This window comes from Roseivivax sp. GX 12232 (assembly GCF_021272185.1).
In the GTDB taxonomy this organism is placed as follows: domain Bacteria; phylum Pseudomonadota; class Alphaproteobacteria; order Rhodobacterales; family Rhodobacteraceae; genus Roseivivax.
In genome coordinates this window covers 342,218-359,718 of record NZ_JAJSEC010000004.1, presented here as the reverse complement: position 1 = coordinate 359,718, position 17,501 = coordinate 342,218, and the positions used below count along the sequence as shown (strand labels likewise).

Genomic DNA, 17,501 nt, shown 5'->3' with positions numbered 1-17,501 from the left:
CAAAAGCGCCTGGCCTTGCGGCACAAAATTAGGTCCGTTTTGCGACATATTTTCCGGCTTCCTTGGACGATCCCCGCGCGGTAGCAGGATCTCACGACCTATTTCTTCTTGGATTTCCGCCCCATGTCGCTGTTTCACCTTGTCATTCTGGCCCTGATTCAGGGCATCACCGAGTTCCTGCCGATCTCCTCCTCGGGCCATCTGATCCTCCTGCCCGGCCTCACCGGGGCCGAGGATCAGGGGCTCGCGCTCGACGTCGCGGTGCATGTCGGCACGCTCGGGGCGGTGATCCTCTATTTCTGGGCCGATGTGCGGGTGGCGCTCGCGGGCACGCTCCGGCTCCTGCGCGGGCGGATCGACACCCGCGGTGCCTTCCTGGCGCTCTGCCTGCTGGTCGCCACCCTGCCGGTGATGCTGGTGGGCCTGGTGCTGCATGCCACCGGGCTCGACGCGGCGCTGCGCTCGGTCGCGGTGATCGGCTGGGCGATGCTGGGCTTCGGGCTGGTGCTCTACTGGGCCGACCGCACCGGCCCCGAGACCCGCGCCGCCGAGGCCTGGACCCTGCGCCACGCGGTGATCCTGGGCCTCTGGCAGGTGCTGGCGCTGATCCCCGGCACCTCGCGGGCGGGCATCACCATCACCGGCGCCCGGCAGCTCGGCTACGCCCGCCACGACGCGGCGCGGCTGGCGATGCTGATGTCGATCCCGACGATCCTGGCCTCGGGCGGGCTTCTGGGGATCGAGGCCCTGGTCGCCCCCGGCGCCTTCCCCTGGGGCGACGCGGGGCTCGCGGCGCTCCTGGCCTTCCTCGCCGCGCTGGCGGCCCTGGCGCTGATGATGCGGCTTCTGAACACGCTGAGCTTTACCCCCTACGTGATCTACCGGGTGATCCTCGGCGCGGGCCTCCTGGTCTACGCCTACAGCTGACGCGGCCCGCCGGGCGCGGCCAAGGCCCGGCCCGAGCCTCACCGCGCCGCCGAGCCCTCCGGGCCCTCCGCCGCGAAGACCTCCCGGCTGTCCTCCGGCGCCTCGTCCCGGTCGAACATCCCGTAGTCGCGCAGCACATGCGCCACCCGCAGCCGGTAGTCCGAGAAGACCCCCGCGCGCCCCTTGCCCTGGGCGCCGCGATGCGCCGCCAGCCGGCGCCAGCGCGCCACCGCCGCCTCGTCCTCGAAAAAGGAGATCGACAGAAGCTTCTCGGGGTTGGTCAGGCTCTGGAAGCGCTCGACCGAGAGGAAGCCCTCCACCTCCTCGACCATGGGCCGCATCTCGGCCGCGATGTCGAGATACTCCGCCCGGCGCCCCTCGGCCGGGATGACTTCGAAAATGATGGCGATCATGGCGTCCTCCTCCTCGCGCGCCCTCCTACCGCAACCGCGCCCCGGGCAAAACGCCCCTCCCCCATCGGGCATGACGCGCCACAAACACCACCCCGCACCCCACCCCGCTTCCTGCATGACCGGGCCGGAAATACTCCGGAGAGCCCGAGAGGCAGCGCCTCTCGGTCGGCCGGGGCCGGCTCGATGCCGGGCCCGGGCGATCCCCCCGCGCCAAACTCACGCCGCCCGCCCCGGCGTCAGGATATGGCGCAGGAGCGCCACCGGGTGGCGGCGCAGGGTGAGGCGCATGGCGACGTAATCCTCGACCACCTCCTCGCCCTCGGTCATCGCGGGCAGGACCGCGGCGGGCTCGCGGATCGCCTCGCCCTCCATGTCGCCGGCAAAAAGCGGCAGCTCGCCGGTCTCGGACAGCGCCCGCGCCTCCCAGAGCGCGTCGCGGCGGCTGAGCGCCAGCCCGGCGAAGACATCCGCCTCGGCGAGCCGGGTCAGCACCCGCGCGCCCAGCCCGGCCCGGCGCCAGACGTCGCGCACCGAGCGGTAGCCGTTGCCGCGCGCGGCGGTCAGCCAGACCGCGTCCTCCTCGGCCAGGCCCTTGATCTGGCGGAACCCCAGCCGCAGCGCCAGCCCGCCCTGGCCGTCGGGCTCCATGACGTTGTCCCAGTAGCTCTCGTTGATCGCCACCGGGCGCACCTCGACGCCGTGTTCGCGGGCGTCGCGGACGATCTGGGCGGGGGCGTAGAAACCCATGGGCTGGGCGTTCAGCAGCGCGCAGGCGAAGATCCCGGGGTGGTGGCACTTCAGCCAGGCCGAGGCATAGACCAGGAGCGCGAAGCTCGCCGCATGGCTTTCGGGAAAGCCGTAGGAGCCGAAGCCCTCGATCTGGCTGAAGCAGCGCTCCGCGAACTCCCGCGCGTAGCCGTTCCGCGCCATGCCGCGCAGGAAGCGCTCGCGGAAGTCGCCCACGTGGCCGAGCTTCTTGAAGGTGGCGAGCGCCCGGCGCAGGCGGTCGGCCTCCGAAGGCGTGAAGCCCGCGCCGATGATGGCGATCTGCATGGCCTGCTCCTGGAAGAGCGGCACCCCCAGGGTCTTGCCCAGCACCTCGCCCAGGGCGTCCGAGGGAAAGCTCACCTGCTCCTCGCCGTTGCGGCGGCGGATGTAGGGATGCACCATGTCGCCCTGGATCGGCCCGGGGCGGATGATCGCCACTTCGATCACCAGGTCGTAGAAGCAGCGCGGCTTCATCCGCGGCAGGAAGTTCATCTGCGCCCGGCTCTCGACCTGGAAGACCCCGACGGAATCGGCCCGGCAGAGCATATCATAGACCTTGGGGTCCTCGGGCGGCAGGGTCGCCAGGCTGTGCCGGGCGCCGTGGTGCCGCGCCACCAGGTCGAAGGCCTTGCGGATGCAGGTCAGCATGCCCAGCGACAGCACGTCGACCTTGAGGATGCCCAGCGCGTCGATGTCGTCCTTGTCCCAGCAGATAACCGTGCGGTCCTCCATGCTGGCGTTCTCCACCGGGACCAGCTCGTCGAGCCGTCCCTCGGTGATCACGAAACCGCCGACGTGCTGGCTGAGGTGGCGGGGGAAGCCGATGATCTCCTGGATCAGCTCGAGCGTCAGCCGCAGCCGCGGATCCGCCGGGTCGAGCCCGATCTCGCGCATCCGCGCCTCCTCCATGCCGCTGGTCGAGAAGAACCCCCAGAGCTGCGAGGAGAGCGCCCCGATGGTGTCCTGGCTGAGCCCCATGGCGGCGCCGACCTCGCGGATGGCGCGCTTGCCGCGGTAGTGGATCACCGTGGCGCAAAGGCCCGCGCGGTGGCGGCCGTAGCGCTCGTAGATGTGCTGGATCACCTCCTCGCGGCGCTCGTGCTCGAAGTCGACGTCGATGTCGGGCGGCTCGTCGCGGGCCTCGGAGACGAAGCGCTCGAAGACCATGGTGCCGATCTCGGGGCTGACCGAGGTCACGCCGAGGCAGTAGCAGACCACCGAATTGGCCGCCGAGCCGCGCCCCTGGCAGAGGATGTCGCGCGAGCGGGCGAAGGCCACGATGTCGCGCACGGTCAGGAAATAGGGCGCATAGGCCAACTGCCGGATCAGCGCCAGCTCGTGCTCGAGAAGGTCACGCACCCGCTGGGGCGCGCCGCCGGGGTAGCGCCAGGCCAGGCCCGCGCGCGCCAGCCGCGCCAGCCGCGCGTCGGCGGTCTCGCCCTCGGCGATCTCCGAGGGATATTCGTAGCGCAGCGTGCCGAGGTCGAAGTCGCAGCGCCGGGCCAGCTCCGCCGCGCGGTCGAGCGCGGGCCCATGGGCGCCCAGCAGCCGGCGCATCTCGGGCTCCGAGCGCAGGCGCTGCTCGCCGTTGGCCAGCGCCATGCGGCCCAGGTCGTCGACCCGCACGCCCTGGCGCACCGCGGTCAGCACATCGGCGAGCTTGCGGCGGCGGCCGTGGTGCATGATCGGCCGGGCGCTGGCCAGGGTCGGCAGCGCCAGCTCCGCCGCGAGCCCCGCCAGCCGGTCGAAACGCGCCGCGTCGCGCCCGTCGTAGCGCGGCGCCAGGACCAGGTGCAGCCGGTCGGGAAAGCGCGCGGCGAGCCGGCGGGCCAGCGGGCGCCAGCGCGGCTCCTCGGCGGGCTCGGGCCCCGAGAGCAAGAGCTCGAGCCCCTCGGCGCCCTCCATCAGGTCGGTCAGGCGCAGCTCGCAGGCGCCCTTCACCGCCCGGAGCCGCCCCTTCGAGATCAGCCGGCAGAGCCGCGCCCAGCCCGCGCGGCTGGCGGCCAGCGCGGTCAGCTCCACCCCGTCCGAGAAGACCAGCCGGGCGGCGGGAATGAGCCGCGGCAGGTTTGTCAGCGACAGCGAGGGCGCGGCGGGCGCGCCCGGCGGCGCGGGCGGGCCGATCGGGCCGTCGCGCGCCTCGGCCTCGGCGCGTTCGGCCTGGATGCGGGCGATCTCGCGGCGGCGCTGGAAGGCGCGCACGATGCCCGCGACCGAGTTCTCATCGGCCAGGGCGATGGCCTCCAGCCCTTCGAGGGCGGCGCGCTCCATGTATTCCTCCGGGTGGGAGGCGCCGGTCAGGAAGGTGAAGTTCGAGGTGATGCTCAGTTCGACGGACATCGGGGGGCGACTCACTTTCGACAGGGCATTATGTTCCTATTTTGTTCTATATGGAAGTCACAGCCCCGCGGGTGCGGCCCCCTGCCGGCACGTCGCGCGAGGGGCACCGCACCGATTGCCCACCCCCTCAAACGCCAGACGCCGCCCCGAGGGGCGGCGCCTGATCTCTCCACGGGCAAGAGCCTGTGACCGGCTCAGCGGCCCGGTTCGCCCTCCGGGCCTTCCTCGTCCGGCGGCGCGTCCTGGGTCGGACGCTTGCCGCTCTCCGCGCTCTCGGCCGGGGTCGGCTCTTCCTGAACGCTGCCCTCGATCTCCTCGTCGCCGGCCTTGCGCAGGCGCAGCGCCTGGGTGCGCCCGTCCTTGGCCTCGCCGAAGAAGATCGTCTGGTGCGGGAAGGGAATCTCGATCCCGCGCTCGTCGAAGATCCGCTTGAGGATGCCGTTGTAGGCCCGGCCGACGCCCCACTGGCTGCCCGGCACGGTCTTGATCCGCGCCCGCAGCACCACGGCGCTGTCGCCGAAGGAGTTCAGGCCGAACCACTCCAGGTCGCCGAGGATCAGCGCGTTCTGGTCGGGATCCTCGCGCAGCTCGGCGAAGCCGTCGAACATCGCCTGTTTCGCCTCTTCGATGTCCTCGCGGTAGGCGATGCCCATGTCGCAGACGAAGTAGGAGAAATCGCGCATGAAGTTCGACACCATGTCGACCGAGGAGAAGGGGATGATGTGATAGGTCCCCTGCAGGTCGCGCAGGCTGACCGAGCGCACGGTCAGCTTCTCGACCACGCCGGTGGTCCCGCCCACGGTCACCACGTCGCCGACGTTCATCGCGTTCTCGAACTGGATGAAGACGCCGGTGATGATGTCCTGCACCATCTTCTGCGCACCGAAACCGATGGCCAGGCCAAGGACACCGGCCGAGGCCAAGAGCGGCCCGATGTTGATGCCGATCTCGGCCAGGGCGAACATCAGCGTCAGCACGATCAGCACGATGGTGGCCGCGTTGCGCATCAGCGTCAGCAGCGTCGTCTCGCGCGAGGTCGGCACCTTGCCGGTGTCCGGGCTGAGCCGGTAGTCGACCCAGGAGTTCATGGCGAGCCAGATCAGCCCCGCCACGGCCAGGATCAGCACCACCGAGACAAGACGCCCCGAAGCCTCGATGCCCAGGTCGCTCGACAGCCAGCCGCCGATGTTCAGAAGCCCGATGGCGTCCACCGCGTAGAGCACCACCGCGAGGGCGACGACGACGCGCAGCCCGATCAGCAGCTTCGGCACGATGCGGTTCAGCCGGTCCTCGAGAAGCGGCAGGCGGCTGCTCAGGTCCGAGGGCAGGTGGATGCCCTCGCGCAGCCAGCCGCCGATGGCACCGACGATGACCGAGCCCACGAGCACCGCGGCGAAGACCTTGGCCGAGCCCAGGATGTAGTCGAAGACCACCTCGTTGGGCTGCGACAGCACCACCGCGACCATGAAGGCCAGGTAGGCCAGCACGAACCAGTGCCAGGTGCGCGTCAGCGTGCCGAGCGTGCCGCCCAGCCGCTGCTTCGGCGCGCGCGGGTCCTCGTCTTCCTCGGGGGCGGCGTCCTGCGCCATGATCCGGCGCGCGATCCAGTTGGCCACGCCGTCGCGGCTGCGGATCACCACCACCACGAGATAGGCCAGCACCACGATCGACAGGATCGCCGAGACCGCCGTGCCCGCCGCCAGCGAGGCGTTGCGGTTCACGATCGGCACGATCAGGAGCTGCCCGTAGCCCAGCACGCTGACCACGAGGTTCACATGCCGGTTGAGCGAGACCGCCGCGCGGTTGGCGACATTGACGAGCCGCAGACCGCCGCTGGCCGGCGAGATGATCGCCCGGACCGCGACCTTGACCAGTTCGACCAGCAGGAAGGCGTTGAGATAGAGCGCCTGGCGGAAGCCGACCTGGCCCGCGTCGCCCAGGAGCGTGACGGCGATGACATAGCCGATGCCCCAGGCCGCGATGACCGTCAGGATGTCCAGAAGCAGCGACTCGATGAAGATGAAGACCGTGCGGAGCGCATTGGCCTCTTCGGCGCGCTGGCCCATCCGCGAGTAGAGCGGCACCAGCATCCGCCGGAGCAGCAGGTAGACCGCAACCGTGACGACGATGACCAGGATCAGCGCCTGGAAGGCTTCCAGCAGCACCGCGATCTCGTCTCCCGAGAGCCCGTCGAGCACCGTCTCGCCGCTGGTGACGCGCTCGTAGAGCCCCAGCACGTTGCCGGCGATGCCCTGGGCGGCGTCCTGGGTGAACTCGGCCACCCGGGCGCCGATCGAGGCGCTGGGGGCCGCTTCCTCGGTGGTCTCCGCGGCGGCGGTTTCCGTCCCGGTCTCGAGGCTGGCCTCGCCCGAGACGATGCGCTCGAGCTCGGCGATCAGGGTCTGGCGGGCCTCCTCGTCGGTCAGCACCTGCAGGAGCGCCTCGATGGCAAAGGGCGCCTCGGCGGCGGCTCCTTCGGCTCCTTCGGTTTCGGCGCCCTCGGCGGTCTGGCCGGAGGCGGCGCCGTCCTGCGCAGGCGCCTCGGCGGGGGTGACGGCCACGACAAAGGCCAGGAAGCTCAGCGCCAGGAGCTGCAGCGGCAGCACCCGGCGGGCGAGCGTGGCAAAGATGCTTCGGGTCATCGACGGTCCCTCGTTACTGGTCCTTACGACGGCAAAACGGCCCCGAAGGCCGGGGCCGCCGAGGGGATGGTATCGCGCAAGGTTTGGCCCATAACAACCAAGTAGTCGGTTGTGTTCCCGGGGTGTTCACGGGGGAGTGGGTTGCGGGCGGTGGGATTTGGGTGTGGTCCCTTGGCTTGGAACGCCTGTGGTGGCGTCGGGGATTGGGTTGAGAGCAGTGGGATTTCGGTGTGGGGTGCGTCGTTTGGAGCCGGTCCCTTGGCTCGGAGCGCCTGGGGTGGCGTGGAGCGAAGGTCGGCAGATCGGAGCGGGCTGGGGTGGCGTGAAGGCCGGCGGATTGGAGCGGCGTGGCGTGCCGTGACGGCCGGCGCATCGGAGCGGGCTGGGGTGGCGTGAAGGCCAGCGCGTCGACGCGGGCTCGCGTGGCGTGAAGGCCGGTGCATCGGAGCGGCTCGGGTGGTTGGAAGCGGGATCGGGTGATTCCGAGCGGGAACGGTGGGCTCAAAAGCAGAGGCGGCTGGTTCGGAACCGATGACCACACTGCGCTCAGCAATGCGGGCCAATCGCTCCACTCTCCCGGCGCCCCACACCCCCGGGACGGCAGCCCCCACCCCGTCGCCGAAACGCACCGCCCCTCTGCCCTCTCAACCCTGCGCACCAGAGGGCGCGCGCCGGACCGGGGGCCGGCGCTGCTGCCCTCTGAGCTATGCGCTTTATCCCAGCAAGGTCAGGACAAACGACAAGCTAAGCGCACCACTCCAAGGAGCGCCGGCCCAAGGGGCCGGTCCGGCGCGCGCCCGGCACCTTCGGTGCTATTCGGGCGCAAGAAGCGGCTTTGGACCCAGCGTGGCATCTTCGGTGCCCTTCGGACGCAAGACGTCGCTTGGGCCCCTGCGGGCCACCTTCGGAACTGTTCGGACGCAAGGAGGGGCTTTGGACTCAGCGTGGCCGCTTAGGTGCCCTTCGGACACAAGAGGCCGCTTGGGCCTCTGCGTGGCACCTTCGGTGCTGTTCGGGCGCAAAGGAGGGGCTTTGGGTGGCTGACGGTGGGAGGTCGTGGAGAGGTGGGAGACGGCGAAAGATTACGCGTTGATCCCGGAACTGAGCGGAGCGGTGCGCCGCACTACGACCCCGCGCCATTCGCGCTCCAAACCACCAACCCCAAAAACAAAAAACCGCCCCCAAGGGCGGTTCCCATCCCTCCCGCAAGAGGAGGTTGGTGGAGCCTAGGGGGATCGAACCCCTGACCTCCTGCATGCCATGCAGGCGCTCTCCCAGCTGAGCTAAGGCCCCGTTCCTGACGCGGCCCCTCGAGGCCGTGTGTCGCGTCAGATATCGAGTGGGCCCTGGGGGTTCAAGGGGAAAATTTCCCTTTTCGCCAAGGCCCGCCCGGATCAGTCGTCGTCGTTCTCGGAGACGTCCGCGATCTCGTCCAGCGAGACGTTGTCGTCGTCCTCGTCGTCGTCCAGAACGTCGTCGTCGCCCAGGTCGACATCGACATCATCGTCCTCGGTCGACTCGGTCTCTTCGGATTTCTTCGACTTGGACTTGCGGCTCGCACCATCGGCGGAATCCGCGGCGATCATGCTGCGCTTGCCGGTCTCGACCTCGACGACCTCACCCGTGTAAGGGCTGATCACCGGATCCTGGTTCAGGTCGTAGAACCGCTTGCCGGTCGTCGGGCAGACCCGTTTGACGCCCCATTCTTCCTTCGCCATGCGAAGTCCCTTTCAATCTCGTCGTTCTTGCGGACAATTCGGGGCACCTGCCATAAGGCCCGGGCGGTGTCAAAGGCTTTGACACGCGCGCCCCGCTGCATCTGTCAGAGGCCCATATGGGTGTGATCGAACTTGCCGGCAACCCGCCCATCGCGGTCACGCTGCGCCGCTCCAAGCGCGCGCGGCGGATCTCGCTCAGGATGTCGGGCATCGACGGGCGGGTGACGCTGACCCTGCCCGCGCGCGTGCCCGAGCGCGAGGGGCTGGCCTTCCTGCGCGAAAAGGAGGGCTGGCTGCGCGGCCACCTGGCCCAGCAGGAGGCGCCCGTGGCGATCGGCCCCGGGGCCGAACTGCCGATCGAGGGACGCCCGCGTCTCATCACTCCCGGCACCGGGCGGCGGGTCACTTTGCACGAGGGCGCGCTGCTGGTGCCCGGACCCGAGGCGCGAATCGCTCCGCGCGCGCTGGGCTTCCTGAAGACCCTGGCGCGCGAGCGGCTGGCCGAGGCCTCGGACCGGCACGCGCGCAGCCTCGGGCGGGACTACAGCCGGATCACGCTGAGGGACACGCGCTCGCGCTGGGGGTCCTGCTCCTCGGAGGGGGCGCTGTCCTATTCCTGGCGGCTGATCCTCGCGCCGCCCGAGGTGCTGGACTACGTGGCCGCCCACGAGGTGGCGCATCTGCAGGAGATGAACCATTCGCGGCGCTTCTGGGCGCTGGTCACGCGGCTCTACGGCGATTGGTCGGCCCCGCGCGATTGGCTGCGCCGGCACGGGACGGGTCTGCACCGCTACCGCTTCGAGGCGGGGGACGCGGAGTGAAGGTCGGGTGGCCGTCCTGGCGAGGCGGCGCGGAGTGCGTTGCACTGACGGGGCGGCTGAGACACGCCGGGGCCCGGTAGCTTCGGTAGCTTCGGTAGCTTAACGCGGAGGGCCGTCCGTAGCGCACAGGCCACGCGCTCCCAAGGGGAGCGGCACAATACGCTCCCCGCTCCTCCTCTTTGCACCTGCCCTTCACCACCCCGCCAGACGCTTTCCCGATTGACCGCGGCGGCATTTGTGATCACACATCTGGCCCATGTTATCGACACCCCGCCCCGGGCCCGTGACCGCCCCCCGCGTCGCCGAGGCCGCGCCTTCGGCGCATGACCGCGTCTACCGCGGGCTGCGCTCGCGCATCATGTTCGGCCAGATGGCCCCGGGCGAGCCCCTGACCCTGCGCGGCATCGGGCGCGAGTTCGGCGTCTCCATGACGCCCGCCCGCGAGGCGGTGAACCGGCTGGTCGCGGAAGGCGCGCTCTCGATGTCGGCCTCGGGGCGGATCGGCACGCCCGAGCTGACCTCGGAGCGGATCGAGGAGCTGGCCGCCCTGCGCGCGCTGATCGAGGTCGAGCTCGCCTCCCGCGCCCTGCCCCGCGCGCATATCGCGCTGATCGACCGGCTCCAGACCATCAACAGCGCGATCTCGGACGTGGTCTCGAACCGCGACGCGGTGGGCTACATCCGCACCAACCTCGAGTTTCACCGCACGCTCTACCTGCGCGCCCAGGCGCCGGCCATGCTGGCCATGGCCGAGACCGTCTGGCTGCAGCTCGGGCCGACGATGCGGGCGCTTTACGCGCGGCTCAGGCGCACCGAGGCGCCGCAATACCACCGGTTGATCATCGCGGCGCTGAAGGCGGGCGACGAGCCCTCGCTGCGGCTCGCGGTGCGCTCGGACGTGACGCAGGGGCTGAAGATGCTGGTCGCCTGAGCGGGCGGCTGTCCAGACGTGAACCCGCCGAGCGGGGCCTGCGCGCCTCTCGCAAAACAAAAAACCCCCGGCGGTGTTGCCGGGGGTTCTTCATTTCGACTGCTGCAACGGCTCAGGCCGCCTCGGGATCCCAGCCGGCCACGGCCTTCACCTCCACGAAGTCATGGATGCCCCAGGGCCCGCCCTCGCGGCCGTTGCCGGACATCTTCATGCCGCCGAAGGGCGAACCGGGCCCGCGGCTTTCGCCGTTCATCTCGACCATGCCCGAGCGCAGCCCGCGCGCCAGCCGGTTGCGCCGCGCGCCGTCCTGGGTCTGCACGTAGTTGGTCAGCCCGTAGGGCGTGTCATTGGCGATCCGCAGCGCCTCGGCCTCGTCCTCGAAGCGCATGATCGACAGGACCGGACCGAAGATCTCCTCCTGGGCGATGGTCATTTCAGGGGTGACATCGGCGAAGACCGTCGGGCGCACGTAGTAGCCCTTGTTCACGCCCTCGGGCAGGCCGGGGCCCCCGGCGACCAGCCGCGCGCCCTCGTCGATGCCGGTCTGGATCAGGCCCTGGATCTTGTCCCACTGGGTGCGGTTCACCACCGGGCCGATGTGCCGCCCCTCCTCGGAGGAGGGCCCGACCGTGACCTTGCCCGCGACCTCGGCGGCCTCTTCGACGACACGGTCGTAGATGCCCGCCTCGACCATCATCCGCGAGGGCGCGTTACAGCTCTGGCCGGTGTTCTGCATCATGTGCAACACGCCGCGCTTCACCGCCTTGTCGTCGGCATCGGAGAAGATCAGGTTCGCGCCCTTGCCGCCGAGCTCGAGGTGCACGCGCTTCAGCGTGTCCGCCGCGGCGATGGAAATGAGCCGCCCGGCGCGGGTCGAGCCTGTGAAGCTGACCATGTCGACATCGGGATGCGCCGAGAGCTGCGAGCCCACGCCCGCGCCGTCGCCGTTGACCAGGTTGAAGACACCCTCGGGGAAGCCCGCCGCCTCGATGCATTCGGCGAAGATCATCGCCGAGAGCGGGCTTTCCTCGGAGGGCTTCAGCACCATGGTGTTGCCCGCGACCGCCGCCGCGCCGACCTTCAGGGTGATCTGGTTCATCGGCCAGTTCCAGGGCGTGATCAGCGCGCAGACGCCCACCGCCTCGTGGATGATCCGGTCGTTCGGCGCGTGATCGCCGAGCGGCGCCTCCCAGGCGAAGTCCTTGGCGGCGCGGATGAAGTTCTTCAGGTGGAAGGCCCCGGCCATGGCCTGGCTCTTGCGCGCCAGGTCGATCGGGGCGCCCATCTCGCGGCTCATCGCCTGGGCGAGGTCCTCGGTGCGCTCCTGGTAGGCGGCGGCGAGCCGCTCGACCGCGGCGATGCGCTCGGCCGGCGGGGTCGCCATCCAGCCCGGCAGCGCCGCCCGCGCGGCGGCCACGGCGGCATCGGTGTCGGCCTGGCCGCCCAGCGAGATGGTGGCAAAGGGCTCTTCGGTGGCGGGGTCGACCACCGCGTGGTCGCGCCCCTCTTTCGGCGCCATCCAGGCCCCGTCGATGTAGAACTCGCGCTTGTCGATCATGGTCTTTCCCCCGGCTCGGGCCGCCCCCGGGGGCGGCGCGAAATTTGATCATCTTCCGCATGAGAATGATACCGCGCCCGAGGGGATGCAATGGCCCGCGCTTCCCATTAGGTAGAAGGCGTCACACCCCGATAGGAGGTCCTCATGTCCCTGCGCATCAACGAAACGATCCCCGATCTCACCGTCGAGACCGACCTCGGCTCCTTCAGCCTGCACGAGTGGGTCGGCGACAGCTGGGCGATCCTCTTCTCGCACCCCAAGGACTTCACCCCCGTCTGCACCACCGAGTTCGGCGCCGTGGCCCAGCTCAAGGACGAATGGGACAAGCGCGGCGTCAAGGTGATCGGCGTCTCCGTCGACGGCGTCGAGGAGCACAAGTCCTGGAAGAAGGACATCGAGAAGGCCGGCGGCGCCGACCCCGCCTTCCCGATCATCGCCGACAGCGGGCTCGAGGTCTCCAAGGCCTTCGGCATGCTGCCCGCCGAGGCCTATCTGCCCGACGGCCGCACCCCCAACGACACCGCCACCGTGCGCGCGGTCTTCATCATCGGGCCGGACAAGCAGCTGAAGCTGTCGATGACCTACCCGATGAACGTCGGCCGCAACTTCGCCGAGGTGCTGCGCGCCCTCGACGGGTTGCAGACCGCCGCGACCCATACCGTCGCGACCCCGGCCAACTGGTCGGTGGGCGAGGACGTGGTGATCCCCGCGACCGTCAGCGACGAGGACGCCCGCGAGCGCTTCGGCCAGTATCAGACCGTGCTGCCCTACCTGCGGATGGCCAAGCTGCCCGAGTGATCCTGCGCGCCGGATGTGCGCTCAGACCGGGGCCGGTCTGCGCAGGCGCGCTCTTCGCGGCATTGAACCGCTGAGGTTCGGCATAGATAAGGCAGACGGGCCCGGTGTGGATGCCACGCCGGGCCCTTTGCTTTTCTGATCCGACCTTTGGTTTGTCCCTGATGCCCCATCCCGCTGTTTCGCCCTCGGCCGCGACCACCCCGCACAACCGCCGCCCGACCTCGGCGGCGGAGCGGATTCCCTACTGGGAGTTCGTGGCCATGGTCGCCTTCCTCATGGCGCTGAACGCCGCCGCGATCGACATCTACATCCCCGGCCTCTCCGAGATCGGCGCGGCGCTGAACGTCGAGAGCGAGAACGCCCGCCAGCTGGTGATCGGCGCCTATGTGGTGGGCTTCGGCGGGGCGCAGATGATCTACGGCCCGCTCTCGGACCGCTTCGGGCGACGCCCCGTCTTGTTCACGGGCCTCGGGATCTACTGCGTCGCCGCGGTTCTGGCCGCCTTCGCGCCCACCTTCGGCGCGCTTCTGGCGCTGCGCTTCGTGCAGGGGCTCGGGGCGGCCTCGACGCGGGTGGTGGCGCTTTCGGTGGTGCGCGACCGCTTCAAGGGCGAGGCCATGGCCTCGGTCATGTCGCTGGTGATGATGGTCTTCATGGTCATGCCGGTCCTGGCGCCCAACCTCGGCTCGGGCATCCTGCTTTTCGGCAGCTGGCGGGTGCTGGCGCTGGCGATGTTCCTCTTCGGCTTCGCGGCGCTGGTCTGGACCTGGTTCCGCCTGCCCGAGACCCTGCGCGAGGAGGACCGCCGCGAGCTGACCGGCCGCCGCGTCTTCGAGGCCTTCCGCCTGATCTTCACCAACCGCCGCGCCTTCGGCTACACGCTGGCCACCGGCGCCTTCTTCGGGGTGCTTTTCTCCTTCGTCAGCCAGGCCGAGCAGATCTACACCGAGGTCTACGAGATCGGGCCGGAGTTCACGGTCTACTTCGCGCTGGTCGCCTGTTTCATGGCGGTCTCGAGCTTCGCCAACTCGCGGCTGGTGCGGATCTTCGGCACCCGCCGGCTGAGCCACGGCGCGCTGACCGGCTTCGCCGCGCTGGGCGCGCTGCACTTCGTCCTGGCCTGGAGCTGGGGCGGCGCCACGCCTTTCGCGCTGTTCCTGGTGCTCTTGATCCCGCAGTTCTGCTTCTTCGGCTTCATCCCGGCGAACTTCAACGCGCTCGCCATGGAAGAGCTGGGCCAGGTCGCGGGCACCGCCTCGGCGGTGCTGGGCACGATCCAGACGCTGGGCGGCGGCATCATCGGCGCCTGCCTGGGGCTTCTCTATGACGGCACGGTGCTGCCGATGTTCGCGGGCTTCGCGGTCCTGGGCGTGATCGCGCTGACGCTGGCCGCCTATGCCGAAGGCTGGGGCCTCTACCAGCGCCGCCGCGCCTGAGCGGCGGTTGCCCAGGCCCGTCCCGCAGCGTATCGCGGGGCGCGAGCCGCCCAAGCAAGCGAGAGCAGCATGACCCAGGACTTCGTCATCGGCGAGACCCGCGTCGCCCCCGGCAGCCGCGCCACGGTGAACCTGCCGGTCTCGGTCCTCTCCGACCACACGCCGGTGACGCTCTCGGCCGAGGTGATCCACGGCCGCCGCCCCGGCCCCACGGTCTTCGTCTCCGCCGCGATCCACGGCGACGAGGTGATCGGCGTGGAGATCGTCCGCCGCCTGTTGCGCGCCCAGCCGCTGTCGCGGCTCGCGGGCACGCTGATCGCGGTGCCGGTGGTCAATACCTTCGGCTTCCTGAACCAGTCGCGCTACCTGCCCGACCGCCGCGACCTGAACCGCTCCTTCCCGGGCCATGCCGAGGGCTCGCTGGCCGCGCGGCTCGCAGACATCTTCCTGACGGAGATCGTCACCCGCTGCGACGTCGGCATCGACCTGCATTCCGCCGCCGTCGGGCGCACCAACCTGCCGCAGATCCGCCTGACCCCCAACGACCCCCGGCTGGCCGAGCTGGGCCAGGCTTTCGCCGCGCCGGTCACCATGACCTCCCGGGTGCGCGAGGGCTCGCTCCGCGAGGCCGCCGACGAGGCCGGGGTCGACGTCCTCCTCTATGAGGCGGGCGAAGGGCTGCGCTTTGACGAGACCGCCGCGCGGGCGGGCGTCGCGGGCATCCTGCGGGTGCTGAACCACCTGGGCATGATCTCGGCCCGCGGGGTGCCGAAGGCGCGCGGCGCCTCGGTCTTCTGCAAGGCCTCGACCTGGGCGCGGGCGCCCTCGGGCGGGCTTCTCAGGACGCTGAAGGCGGCGGGCGACTGGGTCGAGGACGGCGAGACCATCGGCATCATCTCGGACCCCTTCGGCCATGTCGACGCCGAGATCCCGGCGCCCGCCAGCGGCGTGGTGATCGGGCGCACCAACCTGCCGGTGGTGAACGAGGGCGACGCCTGCTTCCACGTCGCCACCCCGGCCCGCCCGGTGGAGCCCGACGCCATGGCCGACCACCTCGACGTGCCGGCGCTCTACGACGAGGACGAGATCATCTGACACCGCGTGGGGCGCAAAGGGCCGCCGCGCCCCGGCCGACGGCACGCCGCCAGCCGCAGCGCCTGATCCGACCGACAACACGCCACACGCTGCGCGGCGAACACCCCCCGCCGGACAATCCAACACCGCCCCCGACCGCGGCCCAACCGCTGGCCGCAGGCAGACCACACCGCCCCCCGCCCCTTGCCATGGCCCCGGCGATGCGCCAGACCGGGCCCGCCCGACAGGAGAGAGACCCTATGCCCTTCACGCTCGCCACCTGGAACATCAACTCCGTGCGCTTGCGCGAGGGCCTCGTCGCGCGGCTCCTGACCGAGGAGGCCCCCGACATCCTCTGCCTGCAAGAGTGCAAGAGCCCGGTCGAGAAGATCCCCATGGAGCGCTTCCGCGAGCTCGGCTACCGGCACATGGTCGCCCGCGGGCAGAAGGGCTACAACGGCGTCGCGATCCTGTCGAAACTGCCGATCGAGGATGCCGGGGACAAGGATTTCGCCGCCCTCGGCCACGCTCGCCACGTCGCCGGGCGGCTCGAGGACGGCACAACCATCCACAATTTCTACGTCCCCGCGGGCGGCGACAAACCCGACCGCGCGGTGAACGAGAAGTTCGGCCAGAAGCTCGACTACCTCACCGAGATGCGCGACTGGTTCCACGCGGAGCGCCCCGAGCGCGCGATCCTGGTGGGCGATCTGAACATCGCCCCCCGCGAAGACGACGTCTGGTCCCACAAGAAGATGGTCAAGGTGGTCTCGCACACTCCCGTCGAGGTCGAGCACCTGGGCGCCGCCCAGGAGGCCGGCGGCTGGGTCGACGTCACCCGCGCCGACATCCCCGAGGGGCAGCTCTACTCCTGGTGGTCCTACCGCTCGCCCGACTGGGACGCCGCCGACAAGGGCCGGAGGCTCGACCACATCTGGGCCACGCCGGACATCGCCGGGGCCGCCCATGGCAGCCGCATCCTGCGCCCGGTGCGCGGCTGGGAGCAGCCCTCGGACCACGCGCCGGTCTTCGCCAGCTTCGACCTCTGAGAGACGCGCGCAGACCCGCCCTTGCATCACGGCGCCGCGAGCGCCATCTAGCTGCCATTGGATTCACCGCCGACGAAGAGGGAGCAACGCCCCATGATCGAGCTCGGAACGACCGCCCAGAACGACGCCGACATCATCAAGGACGTCGCCGAACAGGACTTCATGAAAGAGGTCATCGAGGCCAGCCAGGAGGTGCCGGTCATCGTCGACTTCTGGGCGCCCTGGTGCGGCCCCTGCAAGACCCTCGGCCCGCAGATCGAGGCGGCGGTGCGCGCGCAGCGCGGCGCGGTCAAGATGGCCAAGGTCAATGTCGACGAGGCTCAGCAGATCGCCGGCCAGCTGCGCATCCAGTCGATTCCGACGGTCTATGCCTTCCACAAGGGCCAGCCGGTCGACGGCTTCCAGGGCGCGGTGCCCGAAAGCCAGGTGAAGCAGTTCGTCGAACAGCTCGCCAAGATGGGCGGCGGCGACACTTCGGGCGGGCTAGATGACGCGCTCGCCGCGGCCGACGAGATGATCGAGGCCGGCCAGCTCGAGGACGCCCAGCAGATCTTCCAGGCGGTGATCGGCGAGGACCCGAACAACGCCGCGGCCTACGGCGGGCTGGCGCGCATCGCGCTGGCGGCGGGGGATCCCGACCAGGCCGAGGCGATCCTGAACGGCGCCCCGGCCGAGATTTCCGAGGCCGCCGAGCTCGAGGCCGCCCGCGCCCAGATCGAACTGGCGCGCCAGGCCGAACAGGCCGGGCCGATCGCCGAGCTCGAGGCCAAGGTCGCCGCGGATCCCGCCGATCACCAGGCGCGCTTCGACCTCGCCCAGGCGCTGCACGCGGGCGGGCGCACCGAAGAGGCGGTGGACCAGCTTCTCGAGCTGTTCCGCCGCGACCGCGAATGGAACGAGGGCGCCGCGAAGCAGCAGCTCTTCACCATCTTCGACGCGCTCAAGCCCAGCGATCCGATCGTTCTGAACGGCCGCCGGAAACTCACCTCGATGATATTTGCCTGAGGCGCCCGGGACGCTAGCTGA

Annotated in this window: 13 protein-coding genes and 1 tRNA gene; 8 read left to right on the top strand and 6 right to left on the bottom strand. The window is 70.2% G+C overall.

Annotated elements, in window-relative coordinates:
* Window positions 1–123 precede the first annotated feature (123 nt).
* Window positions 124–927, top strand: coding sequence for an undecaprenyl-diphosphate phosphatase (locus LR948_RS10050; protein ID WP_232753879.1), 804 nt, complete (start codon window positions 124–126; stop codon window positions 925–927).
* A gap of 38 nt (window positions 928–965) precedes the next feature.
* Here the strand turns inward: LR948_RS10050 and LR948_RS10045 are convergent, their stop codons facing one another.
* From LR948_RS10045 to LR948_RS10025, 5 genes are all read right to left on the bottom strand, one after another.
* Window positions 966–1,340 (bottom strand): antibiotic biosynthesis monooxygenase, encoded by a 375-nt coding sequence (locus tag LR948_RS10045; protein ID WP_232753878.1) that lies wholly within the window; start codon window positions 1,338–1,340, stop codon window positions 966–968.
* Between the two features lie 216 nt (window positions 1,341–1,556).
* Entirely contained in the window at window positions 1,557–4,448 is a 2,892-nt protein-coding gene (locus LR948_RS10040; RefSeq protein ID WP_232753877.1) for an error-prone DNA polymerase, read from the bottom strand.
* Between the two features lie 194 nt (window positions 4,449–4,642).
* The gene (locus tag LR948_RS10035; RefSeq protein ID WP_232753876.1) at window positions 4,643–7,090 is read right to left on the bottom strand and encodes a mechanosensitive ion channel domain-containing protein; all 2,448 of its coding nucleotides are present in this window, start codon (window positions 7,088–7,090) and stop codon (window positions 4,643–4,645) included.
* 1,217 nt (window positions 7,091–8,307) lie between these two features.
* Window positions 8,308–8,383: transfer RNA gene (locus LR948_RS10030), tRNA-Ala, on the bottom strand.
* A 101-nt stretch (window positions 8,384–8,484) separates the two neighbouring features.
* Complete coding sequence (locus LR948_RS10025) at window positions 8,485–8,808, bottom strand: TIGR02300 family protein (RefSeq protein ID WP_232753875.1); 324 nt, start codon at window positions 8,806–8,808, stop codon at window positions 8,485–8,487.
* A gap of 116 nt (window positions 8,809–8,924) precedes the next feature.
* On the opposite strand from LR948_RS10025, the gene LR948_RS10020 reads away from it, so the two are divergent.
* A complete protein-coding gene (locus LR948_RS10020; protein WP_232753874.1) occupies window positions 8,925–9,629 on the top strand; it encodes a M48 family metallopeptidase in 705 nt (234 codons plus the stop codon).
* Between the two features lie 256 nt (window positions 9,630–9,885).
* Window positions 9,886–10,560 carry a GntR family transcriptional regulator gene (locus LR948_RS10015; protein ID WP_232753873.1) on the top strand — a complete coding sequence of 225 codons (675 nt, stop codon included), beginning with the start codon at window positions 9,886–9,888 and terminating at the stop codon, window positions 10,558–10,560.
* Between the two features lie 112 nt (window positions 10,561–10,672).
* On the opposite strand, the gene LR948_RS10010 is transcribed toward LR948_RS10015, so the two are convergent.
* A complete protein-coding gene (locus LR948_RS10010) occupies window positions 10,673–12,118 on the bottom strand; it encodes an aldehyde dehydrogenase family protein (RefSeq protein WP_232753872.1) in 1,446 nt (481 codons plus the stop codon).
* 144 nt (window positions 12,119–12,262) lie between these two features.
* On the opposite strand from LR948_RS10010, the gene LR948_RS10005 reads away from it, so the two are divergent.
* From LR948_RS10005 to trxA, 5 genes are all read left to right on the top strand, one after another.
* Complete coding sequence (locus LR948_RS10005) at window positions 12,263–12,916, top strand: peroxiredoxin (protein WP_232753871.1); 654 nt, start codon at window positions 12,263–12,265, stop codon at window positions 12,914–12,916.
* A gap of 161 nt (window positions 12,917–13,077) precedes the next feature.
* A complete protein-coding gene (locus LR948_RS10000; protein WP_232753870.1) occupies window positions 13,078–14,352 on the top strand; it encodes a multidrug effflux MFS transporter in 1,275 nt (424 codons plus the stop codon).
* A gap of 69 nt (window positions 14,353–14,421) precedes the next feature.
* Window positions 14,422–15,447 carry a succinylglutamate desuccinylase/aspartoacylase family protein gene (locus LR948_RS09995; RefSeq protein ID WP_232753869.1) on the top strand — a complete coding sequence of 342 codons (1,026 nt, stop codon included), beginning with the start codon at window positions 14,422–14,424 and terminating at the stop codon, window positions 15,445–15,447.
* 239 nt (window positions 15,448–15,686) lie between these two features.
* Entirely contained in the window at window positions 15,687–16,475 is a 789-nt protein-coding gene (locus LR948_RS09990) for an exodeoxyribonuclease III (RefSeq protein WP_232753868.1), read from the top strand.
* Window positions 16,476–16,568: 93 nt separating this feature from the next.
* Window positions 16,569–17,480, top strand: coding sequence for a thioredoxin (gene trxA / locus LR948_RS09985; protein WP_232753867.1), 912 nt, complete (start codon window positions 16,569–16,571; stop codon window positions 17,478–17,480).
* The last annotated feature ends 21 nt before the right edge of the window (window positions 17,481–17,501 follow it).

Bases quoted from the DNA above. Each gene is read 5' to 3' on its own strand.
- LR948_RS10050 (WP_232753879.1), top strand. From the start codon at position 124: ATGTCGCTGTTTCACCTTGTCATTCTGGCCCTGATTCAGGGCATCACC.
- LR948_RS10045 (WP_232753878.1), bottom strand. From the start codon at position 1,340: ATGATCGCCATCATTTTCGAAGTCATCCCGGCCGAGGGGCGCCGGGCG.
- LR948_RS10040 (WP_232753877.1), bottom strand. From the start codon at position 4,448: ATGTCCGTCGAACTGAGCATCACCTCGAACTTCACCTTCCTGACCGGC.
- LR948_RS10035 (WP_232753876.1), bottom strand. From the start codon at position 7,090: ATGACCCGAAGCATCTTTGCCACGCTCGCCCGCCGGGTGCTGCCGCTG.
- LR948_RS10025 (WP_232753875.1), bottom strand. From the start codon at position 8,808: ATGGCGAAGGAAGAATGGGGCGTCAAACGGGTCTGCCCGACGACCGGC.
- LR948_RS10020 (WP_232753874.1), top strand. From the start codon at position 8,925: ATGGGTGTGATCGAACTTGCCGGCAACCCGCCCATCGCGGTCACGCTG.
- LR948_RS10015 (WP_232753873.1), top strand. From the start codon at position 9,886: ATGTTATCGACACCCCGCCCCGGGCCCGTGACCGCCCCCCGCGTCGCC.
- LR948_RS10010 (WP_232753872.1), bottom strand. From the start codon at position 12,118: ATGATCGACAAGCGCGAGTTCTACATCGACGGGGCCTGGATGGCGCCG.
- LR948_RS10005 (WP_232753871.1), top strand. From the start codon at position 12,263: ATGTCCCTGCGCATCAACGAAACGATCCCCGATCTCACCGTCGAGACC.
- LR948_RS10000 (WP_232753870.1), top strand. From the start codon at position 13,078: ATGCCCCATCCCGCTGTTTCGCCCTCGGCCGCGACCACCCCGCACAAC.
- LR948_RS09995 (WP_232753869.1), top strand. From the start codon at position 14,422: ATGACCCAGGACTTCGTCATCGGCGAGACCCGCGTCGCCCCCGGCAGC.
- LR948_RS09990 (WP_232753868.1), top strand. From the start codon at position 15,687: ATGCCCTTCACGCTCGCCACCTGGAACATCAACTCCGTGCGCTTGCGC.
- trxA (WP_232753867.1), top strand. From the start codon at position 16,569: ATGATCGAGCTCGGAACGACCGCCCAGAACGACGCCGACATCATCAAG.